This is a genomic window from Daejeonella sp. (assembly GCF_030695525.1).
Classification (GTDB): Bacteria; Bacteroidota; Bacteroidia; order Sphingobacteriales; family Sphingobacteriaceae; genus Daejeonella.
Genome location: NZ_JAUYSS010000013.1, coordinates 1 through 14,357, shown reverse-complemented (window position 1 = coordinate 14,357; position 14,357 = coordinate 1). Strand labels below are relative to the sequence as shown.

At 38.3% G+C, this 14,357-nt stretch carries 13 protein-coding genes; 4 read left to right on the top strand and 9 right to left on the bottom strand.

Annotated elements, in window-relative coordinates; all coding sequences use genetic code 11:
* Positions 1 to 176: 176 nt before the first annotated feature.
* Positions 177 to 1,406, bottom strand: coding sequence for a Gfo/Idh/MocA family protein (locus Q8S11_RS02775; protein ID WP_305660559.1), 1,230 nt, complete (start codon positions 1,404 to 1,406; stop codon positions 177 to 179).
* A gap of 153 nt (positions 1,407 to 1,559) precedes the next feature.
* Between Q8S11_RS02775 and Q8S11_RS02770 the strand changes: the two genes are divergently transcribed.
* Positions 1,560 to 3,176, top strand: coding sequence for a hypothetical protein (locus tag Q8S11_RS02770; protein WP_305660558.1), 1,617 nt, complete (start codon positions 1,560 to 1,562; stop codon positions 3,174 to 3,176).
* 7 nt (positions 3,177 to 3,183) lie between these two features.
* Positions 3,184 to 4,620 carry a DUF5723 family protein gene (locus Q8S11_RS02765; RefSeq protein ID WP_305660557.1) on the top strand — a complete coding sequence of 479 codons (1,437 nt, stop codon included), beginning with the start codon at positions 3,184 to 3,186 and terminating at the stop codon, positions 4,618 to 4,620.
* Here Q8S11_RS02765 and tsaB read toward each other — a convergent pair.
* The 5 genes from tsaB to mscL form a co-directional block, all read right to left on the bottom strand.
* Positions 4,617 to 5,312, bottom strand: coding sequence for a tRNA (adenosine(37)-N6)-threonylcarbamoyltransferase complex dimerization subunit type 1 TsaB (tsaB, locus tag Q8S11_RS02760; protein WP_305660556.1), 696 nt, complete (start codon positions 5,310 to 5,312; stop codon positions 4,617 to 4,619). The genes Q8S11_RS02765 and tsaB overlap by 4 nt on opposite strands.
* Before the next feature lie 37 nt (positions 5,313 to 5,349).
* Entirely contained in the window at positions 5,350 to 5,586 is a 237-nt protein-coding gene (gene yidD / locus Q8S11_RS02755; RefSeq protein ID WP_305660555.1) for a membrane protein insertion efficiency factor YidD, read from the bottom strand.
* Positions 5,567 to 5,971: a ribonuclease P protein component gene (gene rnpA, locus Q8S11_RS02750; RefSeq protein WP_305660554.1), complete on the bottom strand. Its 405-nt coding sequence runs from the start codon at positions 5,969 to 5,971 to the stop codon at positions 5,567 to 5,569. The genes yidD and rnpA overlap by 20 nt, the downstream gene beginning before the upstream one ends.
* 77 nt (positions 5,972 to 6,048) lie before the next feature.
* Entirely contained in the window at positions 6,049 to 6,207 is a 159-nt protein-coding gene (rpmH, locus tag Q8S11_RS02745; RefSeq protein WP_079701901.1) for a 50S ribosomal protein L34, read from the bottom strand.
* Between the two features lie 89 nt (positions 6,208 to 6,296).
* Positions 6,297 to 6,710 carry a large-conductance mechanosensitive channel protein MscL gene (gene mscL, locus Q8S11_RS02740; protein WP_305660553.1) on the bottom strand — a complete coding sequence of 138 codons (414 nt, stop codon included), beginning with the start codon at positions 6,708 to 6,710 and terminating at the stop codon, positions 6,297 to 6,299.
* A gap of 154 nt (positions 6,711 to 6,864) precedes the next feature.
* On the opposite strand from mscL, the gene rpoN reads away from it, so the two are divergent.
* The gene (gene rpoN / locus Q8S11_RS02735) at positions 6,865 to 8,337 is read left to right on the top strand and encodes an RNA polymerase factor sigma-54 (protein ID WP_305660552.1); all 1,473 of its coding nucleotides are present in this window, start codon (positions 6,865 to 6,867) and stop codon (positions 8,335 to 8,337) included.
* Between the two features lie 78 nt (positions 8,338 to 8,415).
* Here rpoN and Q8S11_RS02730 read toward each other — a convergent pair whose 3' ends face one another.
* From Q8S11_RS02730 to Q8S11_RS02720, 3 genes are all read right to left on the bottom strand, one after another.
* Complete coding sequence (locus Q8S11_RS02730) at positions 8,416 to 9,432, bottom strand: type IX secretion system membrane protein PorP/SprF (protein WP_305660551.1); 1,017 nt, start codon at positions 9,430 to 9,432, stop codon at positions 8,416 to 8,418.
* Positions 9,433 to 9,620: 188 nt separating this feature from the next.
* Positions 9,621 to 12,350 (bottom strand): PKD domain-containing protein, encoded by a 2,730-nt coding sequence (locus tag Q8S11_RS02725; protein WP_305660550.1) that lies wholly within the window; start codon positions 12,348 to 12,350, stop codon positions 9,621 to 9,623.
* Between the two features lie 185 nt (positions 12,351 to 12,535).
* Positions 12,536 to 13,198, bottom strand: a complete 663-nt coding sequence (locus Q8S11_RS02720; RefSeq protein ID WP_305660549.1) for a bifunctional 4-hydroxy-2-oxoglutarate aldolase/2-dehydro-3-deoxy-phosphogluconate aldolase — start codon at positions 13,196 to 13,198, stop codon at positions 12,536 to 12,538.
* 224 nt (positions 13,199 to 13,422) lie between these two features.
* On the opposite strand from Q8S11_RS02720, the gene Q8S11_RS02715 reads away from it, so the two are divergent.
* On the top strand, positions 13,423 to 14,357 hold a 935-nt coding region (locus Q8S11_RS02715), incomplete at its 3' end, for a sugar kinase (RefSeq protein ID WP_305660548.1).

The window sequence follows — 14,357 nt, the reverse complement described above, 5'->3', positions numbered from 1 at the left end:
GATTAGATTGCTAAAAATACCCTTATTGACCTGAGTATACAAGTTCTTTGATGGTAAAATGTGGAATAGCTTTGAACTTAAAACTTTAAATCTTTCAGATTCAATCAGGTAAAATATCCTTACTTTGAAATTAATAAATTACCTAAGCATAAACTTTCCAGAACCACAAACCGTGTTTATTTCTTATCAAAACTTGGAATTTTCATATACTCTCCGTCCTTCAGTGCTGACTGATGTGCAACAATTCCGGGTGCCGTATAGGCTAGTGCCTCATATATGTTCACTTCTGGTTGTCTATTATTAACCAGAGAATCGATGAACTCATGAGTAATGAAGGTATGCGACCCGCTATGACCACTATTATGCCTCATTGGCTCAGGCAACATATCCGTCTGCCACCAAGAAGGCACTTTATATGGTTCAACAATATTTTCTTCACGCTTAAATCCGGCATCATCCTGGCCAATTTTATCAGCAACCTTGACAAGAATATATTCTTTATTTTCTCCCTGAGGGTAGTAAAAACTCATTTTGTCGCCTCTCCATTCTCCTCGTTCGATGCCCTGTAATGCCCCCTTCCAATTTACCTCTACCCGAAAAGGATTTCCTTTATTTGTTTTAAAGAATGCCGTCTCATTCCAGAAAGGATTATTATAAGGGTTATTTTTAAGTAAGGGACTATCATCTCCCCATCCTAAAGCGCTTACATGAGTTAACCTCTCCCCTGTAACTGCTATAAGAAATGCTGTACAGTGAGTAGGATAATTCATAGGTGGCAAACCATGTCTCCAGGTGGGTTTTCCATCAGTGTCAAAAAACAATGTCTCAAGACCTGGATGATTATATTCAGCAGCAGCGCTGAATATATGCCCAAATTTACCCTCTCTGTAAAACTTCTTAGCAGATATTACTCCTTGCTGGTATGTGCTAGTTTCGGCCATCATATAGGTGAGACCTGTTCTTTGTACAGTATTGAGAATATCAGCACACTCTTCAAGGGTCATTGCTGCAGGAACGGCACAAAGGACATGCTTACCAGCTTTAAGTGAGGCTATTACATGCCTTGCATGGTCTGGTGCGGGAGTTGCGATAAAAACCGCTTCCACATTACGATCCAGGAGAAGTTTGTCAAGTGATTCATAACTCTTAGAACATTTATAAACTTTCATCAGAACCTCCCGTCTATCTGCCTGAAGGTCACTGACAGCTTCAACTATACAATTTGGATGTTCGTGAAAATGAAAACTTGCTCCAAATCTCCCACCAATAATTCCAATACGTATTTTACGGTCAGAATTTGGTATTTCTCCGAAAGTGTGAGATGGCGAAAATGCTATAGCAGCAGTACCAATTCCTGCCATACTAATAAACTTTCGCCTATTAAGTGATTGATTATTTCTATTCATATTTATAAATTAATCTATTTATAAACTCAATTTCCTGATTTGCCCTGATAACAGCATTAAAACTGCAATAAAAAAAGCGTAATAAACTCTAAATGAAGAATGTTATTAGTGATCTACGACATAAAAATATAAATTTGTTAAATGCCCATATTGATGAAGAAAATAATAGGAATTACAATAGCTCTAATCATTGCGGTGATTTCTCTTGCATATTTATACTTCTCAAATCTTAATGTCACAACCCGGAATAATGACCGTGTACTTTCTGAAATACCTGGCGATGCTTCCCTGATTTTTCAATATTCTAACGACAGAAGTTTGTATGAAATCTTCACAGATTATACTGTTTTCGATACGATCATTGGTACGCAGAATAAAAAAGAACTGGCCTGGTTAAAAGAAATTCTGATTAGTAACAAGAATCTGAGAAATCTAACTGATTTGCAACAGATCTTTTTGTCTTTTCATCCATCCAAAACCGATAGTATTCATTTTTTATGGTCGGTTCAGCTAAAACAGAAACAAACCATTATTGATCTTCAAAATACCCTTTCTGAGTTAACAGATTTAAGTTACACCATGAAGGAAAAAGAAGGCAATGCCATGTTGGAAATCAAGGCTAATGAATTGAAGCGACCTTTCTACATTCATATTAATAAAGGAATTGCAAGAGGGAGCTTTTCCGCTGAACTTATAAGACAGAGCATTGATGAGAAAACAAAGAAGATCAGCCAGACATTTATCCAGGAGATTAATACCGGTCTAAACAGTGATGCCAATGCATTGGCGCATATTTTTATAAACTATAACCAGCCCGGCTTTCTAAAACCCTATTTCCGACGGAAATTAAGTGATAACATGGAGCTTTTCGAAAGCTTTTCAGGTTATTCAAGTTTAGGATTGAATTTCAAAACGGATGTCATGATGTTTAATGGAATAAGCAGAATATCTTCGGCCAAAGAGAGCTACATCCCTATTTTTCTAAATCAGAAACCCGTTAAAAATACAATTAAACTTGCGATGCCTTACAACACTGCAAGTTCAATAACTTATGGGATTTCAGATTATAAAAGGTTTAAAAAAGACCTTGATCTGGTATTTGAAGCCAGGGCTGAGCTCGACACACTCAGCAAACAAATAAAAACCATTACATCAGAAACCGGCATTAATCCGGAAAGGGATATGATTAAATTATGGGCAAATGAAATGAGTACGCTTCATCTTTCCACCTCCGAGAGCCTGGCAATTATAAAAGTCAGTAATGGAAGCAGACTTCAGTTCTTACTTGAGCCCATGAGTTCGTTTTATTCACCAACTGTAAGAAGAATGAATTACAGCCATCTGTTCTATATTTATTTTGGAGATCCAATGAGAAAGTATTCCAAACCTTTCTTTACCATTACCGACAACTTGCTGATCCTTTCAAATTCACCTTCAAGTATTCAAAGGTATTTAAATGATTATAATGCAGGGCGCTTACTACATAAAACTGAGGCATATACCCGATTCGACCAATTGGTTGCCGATCAGAGTAATGTTTCATTTGTATTATATTTAAACAATGCTGAGATTTTGCTTAGAAACTCTCTAAAAAGCAATTATAGTCAGATCTTTAGAAGCAAAAATTATGGGTTAAAAGATCTGTATGCTATGTCATATCAACTGACAAGCAACAATGAATATTTTTTTACTAATTTTTACACTGCTTATAAAAATATTAAAACAGCAACTGAACCGGATTTAGCCGTAGATAGTATTGGAAACAATTAATGACATTATGATTTTCAGCCGAAACAAAATTGATTTACAAAAACTATCCCTTGTATTATTCCTGTTTTTCGGGCTAGCCAAAATTAGCTATGCACAACAATATTCCCTATATAACAGCCGTACATTATATGACAGTTTTGAAAATCCATCCCAAAGAGCCTACCAGGTAGATACTAGCCGTCGTTTTGCATTCAATTTCCTTATTCCAACAATCAGCCTGAATGGAACATTCTCAGGCCCGGCAGAACCTGCATTCAAATCCCTCATTTATGATGGTGTATTTAATGGGCGGGACATCACCCTGGGCGAGAACCGAATGAATACCATAAACCTCAGTTCGAATAATTACATCGCGATGCTGCGTGTTTTGAAGTCCGTAAAAAAATACAAAGAAATGGGAATTAGCTGGCAGATTCGTAATGATGGAAGAGTACGTGTTACAAATGAAGTTTTTGCCATTTTCGACGATTACCGGGTATTTAATGCCAATAACCTGAGTAATCTGTTTAATGTGAATGGGTATAATCAGTCCTACCACCAGTTTAGTTTTGCATACCGGCAGAATTATACAAAGCGCTTTTCACTGGGAGCAAAGTTCAGCTTGCTGAGCGGTATTAGTTATACTGCACTCAAGGTTGATAAATCTGAAATAAACATGAATGAAGCTAACGATGAGTTTGATGTCTCAGTACGTGGAAAGCTTAGGTCGAGCTTCAAATTTGATGATTTTAAACGGGAGATGTTAAAGCCCAACTTTAAAAACGTGGGGCTTTCAATTACAGCCGGAGCTTCTTATCACCTTCGGGATGGGTGGACAATATTAGGAAACCTGAAAGATATAGGTTTTATAAGATGGAATAAAGAAGCTTATGAGTATGACTTTGATACCGGAAAAATTATTATTGATAATGCCTCAAACAATAATGCAGATGAAAGGCTGGCCGACAGTCTGGATACCCAAATAAGCGCGAAATCAGTTAATAAATCTTATGTAAGTATGGTCAATGGTAAAGCTGAATTAATGCTTAGTAAAGAATTTGGAAATTACAAACCAAACCTGATCCTTTCCAAAACCATTTATTATGGTGGTGGAGATCTGGTTCTTGTCAATAATTACCATATAAAAAACCATGTCCTTACCGCATCGGCAGCGTACAATACGACCGGTATAGTGCAAATAGGTGGTCAGTATATGATAAAAACCCCCAATGTCGAATTCTATATGGGTAGTGACCAGCTTCTCAAAAGCTATGAAATGATAAGAAATTACAGCAAAACTGCCTCACCTTATACTAGTGGTTATACCGGGGTCTCCTTTTATCTCGGATTTGGTTTAAAATTCGGAAGTATTTTGGAACATCAGGCTAATGCAACTAATATATCAGGATTCAGGAAAAACCCTATCGGGAAATTCATAAAAGGGCTTGTAGGAAAGAAGGATTAAGAATTATTCTTAGTGGATTTAGTGAGCAGAAAATCCTTTAAATAAAAAGGCTCAAAATAAGCCACATTCTCAGTTTCACCATTTCTTAATTTTTTACAGGCTAATAAGTTGAGGTCTTGTGCTGAGTTTGTAAAATCAATGAACCTGATATGATTTTGAGCTGTAAATAATTCCTTAAACTTTCCCGCACCATCTCCAAACAAAATGAGCTTATTGCTTTTAAACTGATCAAAAGAAGATACATCCACAATCTTTGCACTTATTGGTTCAATTACATTGAGATCATTTTGAAAAATGCCGGTATATACCTCCATCCTTCTGGCATCAATCATTGGAACCAGTAAATCCGAATCCTGAATATCATTTTGAGACAGCAGGCCACATGTCATGGCTTCGAGCGTATTTATTCCCAACAAGGGAATATCAAGGGCATAGCAGAGTCCTTTTGCGGTTGAAACACCTATTCTAAGGCCTGTATAGGATCCCGGACCCCTACTTACTGCGACAGCATTCAGATCAGTATATTTTTTACCAGTATTGATCATCAGCTCTTCTATGAATAGTGTGATATGGCTGGCATGGATATTTCGCTCATTAGCTTCTTTGATGCCAATGATTTTTCCATTCTCACTCAAAGCCACCGAACAGGTGCTTGTAGCAGTTTCCAGAAGTAAAATTAGCTGATCATTCATACGTGCAAAAGAGTGAAATTATTGCCAAAGAAAAAATTTATGGAACCGGATCATGACCATGCCCTCCCCAGGGATGGCATTTGCCAATCCGCTTTATTGTTAGCCATCCGCCTTTAAATGGTCCGTGTTTCTGTATTGCCTCAATCCCATAATGAGAGCAGGTAGGAGTAAAACGACAGGATTTTCCAAGTATTGGTGAAATAAGATTCTGGTAAATCCAGATCAGAAAGAGAAAAAATGAAGAAAATACCGATTTAATTATCCTTTTCAACATGGCTGTTCAGGTATAATTTCTTAAAACGGACTAAAACATCTTTAAATTTCTTTTCCAGAAATGCATAATCTCCTATTTCATTACCTATATAAGTAATTCCCAATATCAGTCCGGTCGAATGTTCATTCAGGAATGGATATAGAGATTCAGATTTATGAAGGCGATACACTTCGCGAATTCGGCGCTTAATCAGGTTTCGGTCAACCGCACGCTTGAATCTCTTTTTCGGAACACTAATCAAAACCTGCACCGGATGTACAGAGTTGGCAACATTAGTAAGCCAAACGATGCGGAAGGGATAAACTAAAAAAGAAGAACCGTCAGTAAAAAGCTTTTCAATAAGCTTAACATTACATAACCGTTCTTCTTTCTTAAAACTATACATTTTGACTGTAATTTAGCCTGATTTACCAGCAGATTTTGATCTGCGCAATTCGTAAGGCTACGAAAAAACAATCAAAATTATGCTTTATGACGACGCTCGTCAGAGACAGATAGTCTTTTTCTACCTTTAGCTCTTCTAGAGGCTAATACTCTTCTTCCGTTTGCACTGCTCATGCGCTCTCTAAACCCGTGCTTATTTCTTCTTTTTCTTTGAGAAGGCTGGAATGTTCTTTTCATGACTTATTTATCTATTATTGCTCTAAAAAACAGGAGTGCAAATATAAGGTTGATTTTTCACAATTCAAACTCTTGAATCAAAATATCCTTTATTTATTTTGATTCTTCAACAAATCCCTGATTTCAGTCAATAGATTTTCCTCAGCACTTGGAGGAGCAGGAACTGCCGGAGCTGCCTCTTCTTTTCGCTTCAAAGTATTAATGGCCTTAATGATAGCGAATATGCACATCGACACAATTAGAAATTGAAATAGGGTATTTACAAAATTTCCATAACGGATCGCAACTTCCTCTACTTTATTTACGGTATCGGCGGTTACAAGCACCAGCTTTTTGTCTGCAAAATCAACTCCACCCAACACATAACCTATAGGGGGCATCAAAACATCATCAACCAGGGAGGTGATAATTTTACCAAATGCAGCCCCAACAATCACACCAACTGCCAGATCCACCACATTTCCTTTTGAGATGAATTCTTTAAATTCTTTTACTATAGCCATAAAATTTATGAGGTTAGTCCTTTGTTAAATATATATACTTTAGATAAAAAAACAAGTGAGAATGTGCTTGAATATCTTTCTTTTAAAAACATATTTTAAAGGATGACTATTTCATCCATCAATATTTATGTAAATTTACCGGAGAATTCATTTTATGTTAAGACAAAACCTTCAACAAAAACTTCTTCAAAAACTATCTCCGCAGCAGATTCAGTTTATCAAACTACTGCAGGTACCTACAGTTTCACTTGATACCCGAATTAAAGAAGAGCTGGAAGATAATCCGGCTCTTGAAGATTTAAGTCTGGCGAATATGAATGAGCCTGCTGAAGAATACCCAGACCGGGATCCTGACGATGATAATTACAATCAGGAAGATTCGCAGGAAAGTTCAGATGAATTCAATGTGGATGATTACCTCCAGGACGATAACATCAATGATTACAGTTCAAAATACGAACAAAATGGGGATGACGACGATGAACGGAAAGAGATTCCTATAGCCGTTCAAAGCTCATTTTTCGAAAGCCTGCAAGCACAGTTAGACCTTTTACCGCTTTCTGATAAAGATTTCAGAATTGGCCAACAAATAATCGGCAGTCTGGATGATGATGGATATCTCCGCAGGCCGGTAACTTCACTTGTTGATGATCTCGCATTTTCTCAAAATGTATTTGCTGAAGATGAAGAGGTTAATGAAATGCTAAAAGTGATACAATCCTTTGATCCGGCAGGAGTAGGTGCAAGAGACCTCCAGGAATGTCTACTTATCCAGTTAAGAAAAAAAGAATATAATCCCATCATTCAGAAAGCAATAATAGTAGTTGAGGAGTATCTTGATGAATTTACAAAAAAACACTATGATAAGCTTGAACGTTCATTAAATATGGACTCTTTAGAGCTCAGGGACGTTATAAATGAAATTCTTAAACTCAATCCAAAACCAGGCGACTCCAATGCTGTAACTACAAAACAGCTTCAGATCATACCAGATTTTCATATCAGCAATAATGACGGGATATTATTCCTTACCTTAAATTCAAAAAATGCACCTGAGCTCAGGGTAAGCCGCTCTTATCAGGATATGTTTGAACATTATGATAAAACAGCCGAAAAAGACAAAAAACTAAAGGAAGCGGTTCAATTTGTAAAACAAAAACTGGATTCAGCAAAATGGTTTATTGATGCGATCAAACAAAGACAGCAAACATTGCTAAAAACAATGAAGGCCATTATGGATTATCAGTATGAGTATTTTCTTACCGGCGATGATAAGAATTTAAAGCCTATGATCCTCAAAGATATTGCCGACCGGATTGGCATGGATATATCCACAGTTTCACGCGTGGCAAATTCAAAATATGTTCAGACGGAATTCGGAACCTTTCTATTGAAATCATTTTTTTCTGAAGCCATACAAATGGATAGTGGTGAAGAAGTTTCAAACAAGGAAGTAAAAAAAATACTTGAAGAGTGTATAGGCAAAGAAGATAAACGCCGCCCCCTGGCAGATGAAAAACTAACAGAAATCCTTAAAGTAAAGGGATACAATATTGCCAGACGGACTGTAGCAAAATACCGTGAAGCTATGAATATTCCGGTTGCAAGGTTAAGGAAGGAGCTTTAAGGGAGATGTGAGATGTGAGAAATTCTCCAATCTCCATTCTTAATTGTCAACTGTCAATTTTCAACTCTCAATTATCCGTTACCAGCTTTTCTGCGGGCAGCTCACCTTATAACGGTTGTTCAGAAATATTCCCAACACGATTTCATGTGAGCCATTACTTACGGTGTTCAAGCCGGATGTAGTGAGATCGTAAGAATAACCGATATTCATAAATGAACCCACATTAAACCCTGCCATTCCTGCAAATGCATCATCCTTACGATAACTGCCACCTAGCCAAAAACGATCCTTGTAGGCTAGTTTTAAGTTTACATCAACCGAAGCAGGTACCGGTGATACCATTTTTAATAAGGCTGACGGAATTGCAGCAAAATCATCCCCGAGGTAAACTTTATATCCGGCAGTAATGAACAAATGCGGCACTTTTCTCCCCTGATCATAGGTCTCCGGATCATCGCTAAAACCTATCGGACTTTTTAATAGTTGCTGTGCTGAGGCACCGGCAAAAAACCTGGGTCCGTATAGCCAGATTCCTGCACTCATATCCGGTTTGAAATTATCATAATTACCGTTTCCGATTGCCTGATCGTTCGGATTTTCAAGTATCAGGCCAGATCGGTCAAGATAAATCTTCGAAATTCCGGCTGCAAGTCCAACAGATACGTTCACCTGTTCTGTGATTCCAATATGATAGGCATAATTCAGATTAACATCTGTTCTGGAAATTGGCCCTGCCTTATCAGATACCATTGTAAAACCAACACCATGATGTGGTTCAGAAGCCATATAATTTTGCAAATAACTCCGGCTGTTGGGATTACTCCCACCGCCCTGAGGCACAGAGGTTGATGTCCCATATAAAAAATTCCTGCCTATGGGTGCATGTATTGAAATATAGGAAGTCACTGGTGCACCATCAAGCCCCTGCCACTGAGCACGATAGCCTGCCTTTACGTCAACATAATTCTCAATACCTGCAATAGCAGGATTTAATATAAAATTATTCATGACATACTGAGTATACTGAGGCTTTTGCTGAGCAAGCACAACCTGGCACATCAGAAAAGAAAATATAAAAGCCGCAACTCTCTTCATTAATAATTTATTTTGAGCCTTATCCTTATCATTTATAATTAATCCAAAACCTAATCGCCTGAAAAAAATTATAATTGATAAAGCTGAACAAGTTAAATAATCCTTTTCAATGTCAATCTTGTATTTATTAAATATTTACATTGATAAATTTACTAAGCAAATGTTCCAATCTATTCTGCATAATAATTCTAACGGATCACAGTTACCCATCCCTTAAACACAGGTATTCCAATCTTAGGGTCTATGACATAATAATAGGTCCCAACAGGTAGCACCTGGCCGTTTAAAATACCATCCCATGCTTTCAGGTATCCAATAGAACCAAACACTTTGATTCCAAATCGATTAAAAATAGTTACACTTACTCCGGGATAACTATCCAGGTATTCGATATTCCATACATCATTGATGCCATCGCCGTTGGGTGTAAATGTGTTCGGAATGACGGGCATTTCCAGCACTTTTACCTGAATATTATCCTCCAAAATACAGCCTTCATCGGAACTTACCGTCACAAAATATTGCATATCACTTGTCGGGGATGCTGTTGGATTTTTTATATCATCACGATCAAGCCCAATAGATGGGGTCCATTTATATTTTAAATTTGTTCCGGTGGCCTGAACATTAAATCGTACTGAGCCACCACGTAAAATGAAGGTATCTTGTCCGGCCTCCAGAAATGGCGTAGTAAGATTAAGCTCACGGCTAAGTACATTCTCACAGCCTAATTCATTGGTGACTTTGAGACTAACCATGAACTGTCCTCCCGAAGTGTACTGATGAGTAATCGGGGAAGAAATATTCCTTACAACACTTTCTCCATCACCAAAATTCCATTCCCATTTAACAATATTACCCTGAACAGCCCTTGAGAGGTCGGTAAAGGTAATAGCGGCATTTTCACATCCCGGACTAGTATTTGAAAAATCTGCGACCGGACTTGCACTAATCACAATCGTCTGTGGAAATTCCTTTGCATCACAACTTGTTGAGTTCTTCACTTTCAAAACAACATTATATGAACCCGGATTCATGAAAATATGTTTTGGATTCTGGTCAATAGAAGTTTTTCCATCTCCGAAATCCCATTCCCATGATGTTATAGGATTGCCATTATCCTTACTCCCATCTGTAAAGCTTATCTCAGCATTTGTACAAAAATTACTTGTATAACTAAATGATGGCTCTGGCGGATCGAAAACATCGAATTGATAATCAATTTCCTGTTCTTCCAGATTACATCCGGCAAGTGTAGCGTACTTTGCTATGATTTTGATGGACTTCTGACCCGGCTGACTATATCCCAGATCCTTTGGAAATAAATATTCAAAAAATGTGATCCCATTCCTTACAAGCTCCACTGGTTCCGGATTATTCTGTGTGACCGGTAGTTCATTGGCATCCAGCTGCCAGATCAGGCTTGAGGCAGGTGCTGTCAGGGTAAGCTTAAAATCAAGATCCTGTCTGGTACATGCACTGGTTATTTCTTCAAGGGTAATTTTGTTAATTGCTCTAACAAACTGACTGGAGGCCAGATTTGTACCGGCAGAATAGGCATAAGACTCCACATCCCCAAATCCGTATGCAATAGCATTAAAACCATCGGTGGCGGATAAATTGAAAATCTGGGTAGGATACTGATTCAGGTTGAGCTGCAGGTAAGAGTATTCAGGATTATTTCTCAAAGCGGTAAAGGTACCACCTGGGACTCGTCCATTGATCCTGAAAGATGCCGCTGCAGTGGTCTTTATAAGGATATTCACGTAATTCTCACTGATATTTTCCCTATTAGAGGAATATACAGTGATGTTCTTGATATTATATTCAATCGGATTCAGGATTACCATATCAGGATCACTGAAGCCGCCACCTGCACAAGCCTGAGTTAAAGAATATTGGGCAACCGCAATCGCATTATTTGCTGAAATATATGCAGGTTCATTGACGGGTACCGGAGTCTGGTAATATTGACCGGCATTCAGGTTTGCAACCTGTGTGCCATTATAAGTAACCCGTGTACCATTCTCTTTAGCTAGAATTCGTACATAATTCCCTCTGGTTCTCACAGCAGTGCCTCTTGGGCTCCTGGAACTAAAGGGGATGAATCCATAGGACTTACCCCAACTGTCTACAGGATAATTCTGCTGATACAAAGGGTCAGATGAAACATCACCAACACATCCTGATGGAGCAAAAATTGCTGAGTTAGTAGTTCCTGAAAACATGGCAAACTGCTTGCATCCGGAGGTTTCAGGATCAACAAATACATTCGCGCCTGTAAGGTCTTCATTTGAAAGGAATTCATACACATCACCGGGATTTACAAGGTTTACCCCACCGGCAATAAGATCCCTTCCATTGAGCCTGATAAAAATCTTTGTATTCGGCTCACTGGCGATCAGTACAATATGATTTTGGCCTCCATCCCTGGTATTACCGCTCAGATAATTCATGCTGTAATACTGCTGACCAAGAGCCTCTTTAGGCAAAATAAGTGAAGCAGCAGACCTGGCACCGGCAAAAATATGCCCATAAACTACAACCTTGGGTTTTCCCGGATCAACCTGAACCCTTATTGCCCTGTTTGAAAGTACTCTGCCCGCTTCAAGCTCATCGATATAAGCATCCCCACGATTTATCGGCACTTCAATCACTGTATTACCTGCAGGAAGGACAAAAGGCAGACTTGAACCTCCAACAGTAACAGTGCCGGATGAAGCCTGCTTACCTGTTATAAAAATGGAATATCTCGCCAATGGCCTGAAGCCATTAGCAAGGGAAGCAGGAACATGTGTAGGAAAAACAGCCCAGAATTCCGTTCCTTCATTAGAAACACTCTGAGCATGCAGCGAGTTAAAACCGCAAAGCCAGGTAAACAGCGTCAGAAAAAAAATATAATAGATCCGTCTGAACATTCTTTAATGATGAACTGTTTCAAAAATTCTGAACAATATATTAAGATACGTTCAGGCAAGCTACAGGAGTTCTAAAAATAGAAAATAACAGGCTTTAAAAACCCTATGGAGTAAAAATGATACAATACTGATAACAAAAAAAGCCGGCAGAAATACGCTGCCGGCTGCCAGTATCAATTAACAAATTAAGCTCTTATCGATTTGATAATCTCCAAAACCGATTTTGTAGAGGCAATCAACTCATCATACTTTTTATTTTCCATAACATCCTTACTCACCAGCTTACTACCCATACCAACTGCACAAACACCGGCTTTAAACCATCCTTCAATATTCGCCCGCTCAAGATCAACTCCTCCTGTAGGCATAAATTTAAGATTAGGAAACAATTCCTTTATTGCTGACATAAATCCCGGGCCCAAAACATTTCCGGGAAAAAGCTTAATCATTTTAGCTCCCAAAGTTTCAGCCCGGATTATTTCACTTGGGGTCATACAACCCGGTGTCCATAGCATATCATGCTTATCGGCAACTTCGGCAACACTCTCAACAAGTCCCGGACAGATGATATAATCGGCACCCGCATCAATAAAAGTCTGAGCCATTGCTCCGTCTTTGATTGTTCCAATACCCAGGTACATACCCTGAAGTTCGGAATCAACCACCTTTCTCATCTCCTTGAAATTTGCCAGTGCTGCCTCTCCCCTGTTGGTATATTCTACTGCCCGGATACCTGCACTATATAATGCTTTTAAAAGTCCTATACTGGTCTCTTTATCTTTGTTAAAATATAAAGGTAATATCCCCTGCTCGGGTATTAATTTCAAGAGTTCTTCTTTCTTGCTCATCTGTAATATAATTTAAGTAAAACCAAGCCCCTAAATTAGCTATTTAATAAATAATTAGCTAAGCTGAAACGAAAATCAAAGTATTTATCCGCTTTCGTAACATTTTGTCTGTTATTAAACAAGAAAGCACGGATAAAACTTTTAATTATCGCCCATTAATGTATTTTTGCTTATCCTAAATTTGGATTATAACAAGTTCTTTCAATTAAATACAGAATTAAGCCATGGCTAAAAAAGTCGTAACACTTGGAGAGATAATGATGCGTCTATCGACTCCCGATTTCAAGAGATTTGTACAAAGTGATAGTTTTGATGTTACCTATGGTGGCGGAGAAGCAAACGTAGCTGCTGCACTATGCAATTACGGATTAAACGGAACCTTTGTATCTAAAGTTCCAAATAATCCTTTAGGGCAGGCAGCGATCAATCATTTACGCCGTTACGGTGTTGATACACAGTATGTTGCAAGAGGTGGCAAGCGTTTAGGAATCTATTTTCTGGAAACCGGAGCTTCCATGCGTGCTTCACAGGTTGTGTATGACCGTGCGGATGCATCTATTTCTGAAGTTGATATTTCTGAATTTGATTTTGATAAAATTTTTGAAGGTGCGGATTGGTTCCATACAACCGGTATTACTCCTGCCCTGAGTGATAAGGCAGCTGCATTAACTGAAGCTGCATTAAAGGCTGCAAAAGCCAGAGGAATTACTACCAGTATTGATCTGAATTACCGTAAAAAATTATGGACTAAAGAAAAAGCAAGGGAGGTAATGACCAGATTATGCCAGTATGTAGATGTTTGCATTGGAAATGAAGAAGATGCAGATACCACACTTGGCTTTACAAGCAAAGGTACTGATGTTACCAAAGGTGAACTTAACCTGGATGGTTACAAAGATGTGTTCCAGCAAATGAAAGCTAAATTCGGCTTTAAATACATTGCCTCTACCTTGAGAGAAAGCCATAGTGCTTCAGATAATGGCTGGTCGGCATTGGTTTATGATGGCACTGAATTCTATCATACTAAATCATATGAAGTTCGTATCGTTGATCGTGTAGGTAGCGGCGACTCTTTTGCAAGCGGGTTTATCTACGGTTTGGTTACAGACATGAAGATGAGCGATGCTGCAGAGTTTGGAGTAGCAGCTTCTGCGATTAA

Coding starts and splice junctions, on each gene's coding strand:
- Q8S11_RS02770 (WP_305660558.1), top strand. CDS start 1,560: ATGAAGAAAATAATAGGAATTACAATAGCTCTAATCATTGCGGTGATT.
- rpoN (WP_305660552.1), top strand. CDS start 6,865: ATGTTAAGACAAAACCTTCAACAAAAACTTCTTCAAAAACTATCTCCG.
- rnpA (WP_305660554.1), bottom strand. CDS start 5,971: ATGTATAGTTTTAAGAAAGAAGAACGGTTATGTAATGTTAAGCTTATT.
- Q8S11_RS02775 (WP_305660559.1), bottom strand. CDS start 1,406: ATGAATAGAAATAATCAATCACTTAATAGGCGAAAGTTTATTAGTATG.
- tsaB (WP_305660556.1), bottom strand. CDS start 5,312: ATGAATGATCAGCTAATTTTACTTCTGGAAACTGCTACAAGCACCTGT.
- rpmH (WP_079701901.1), bottom strand. CDS start 6,207: ATGAAAAGAACATTCCAGCCTTCTCAAAGAAAAAGAAGAAATAAGCAC.
- yidD (WP_305660555.1), bottom strand. CDS start 5,586: ATGTTGAAAAGGATAATTAAATCGGTATTTTCTTCATTTTTTCTCTTT.
- Q8S11_RS02720 (WP_305660549.1), bottom strand. CDS start 13,198: ATGAGCAAGAAAGAAGAACTCTTGAAATTAATACCCGAGCAGGGGATA.
- Q8S11_RS02730 (WP_305660551.1), bottom strand. CDS start 9,432: ATGAAGAGAGTTGCGGCTTTTATATTTTCTTTTCTGATGTGCCAGGTT.
- Q8S11_RS02725 (WP_305660550.1), bottom strand. CDS start 12,350: ATGTTCAGACGGATCTATTATATTTTTTTTCTGACGCTGTTTACCTGG.
- Q8S11_RS02765 (WP_305660557.1), top strand. CDS start 3,184: ATGATTTTCAGCCGAAACAAAATTGATTTACAAAAACTATCCCTTGTA.
- mscL (WP_305660553.1), bottom strand. CDS start 6,710: ATGGCTATAGTAAAAGAATTTAAAGAATTCATCTCAAAAGGAAATGTG.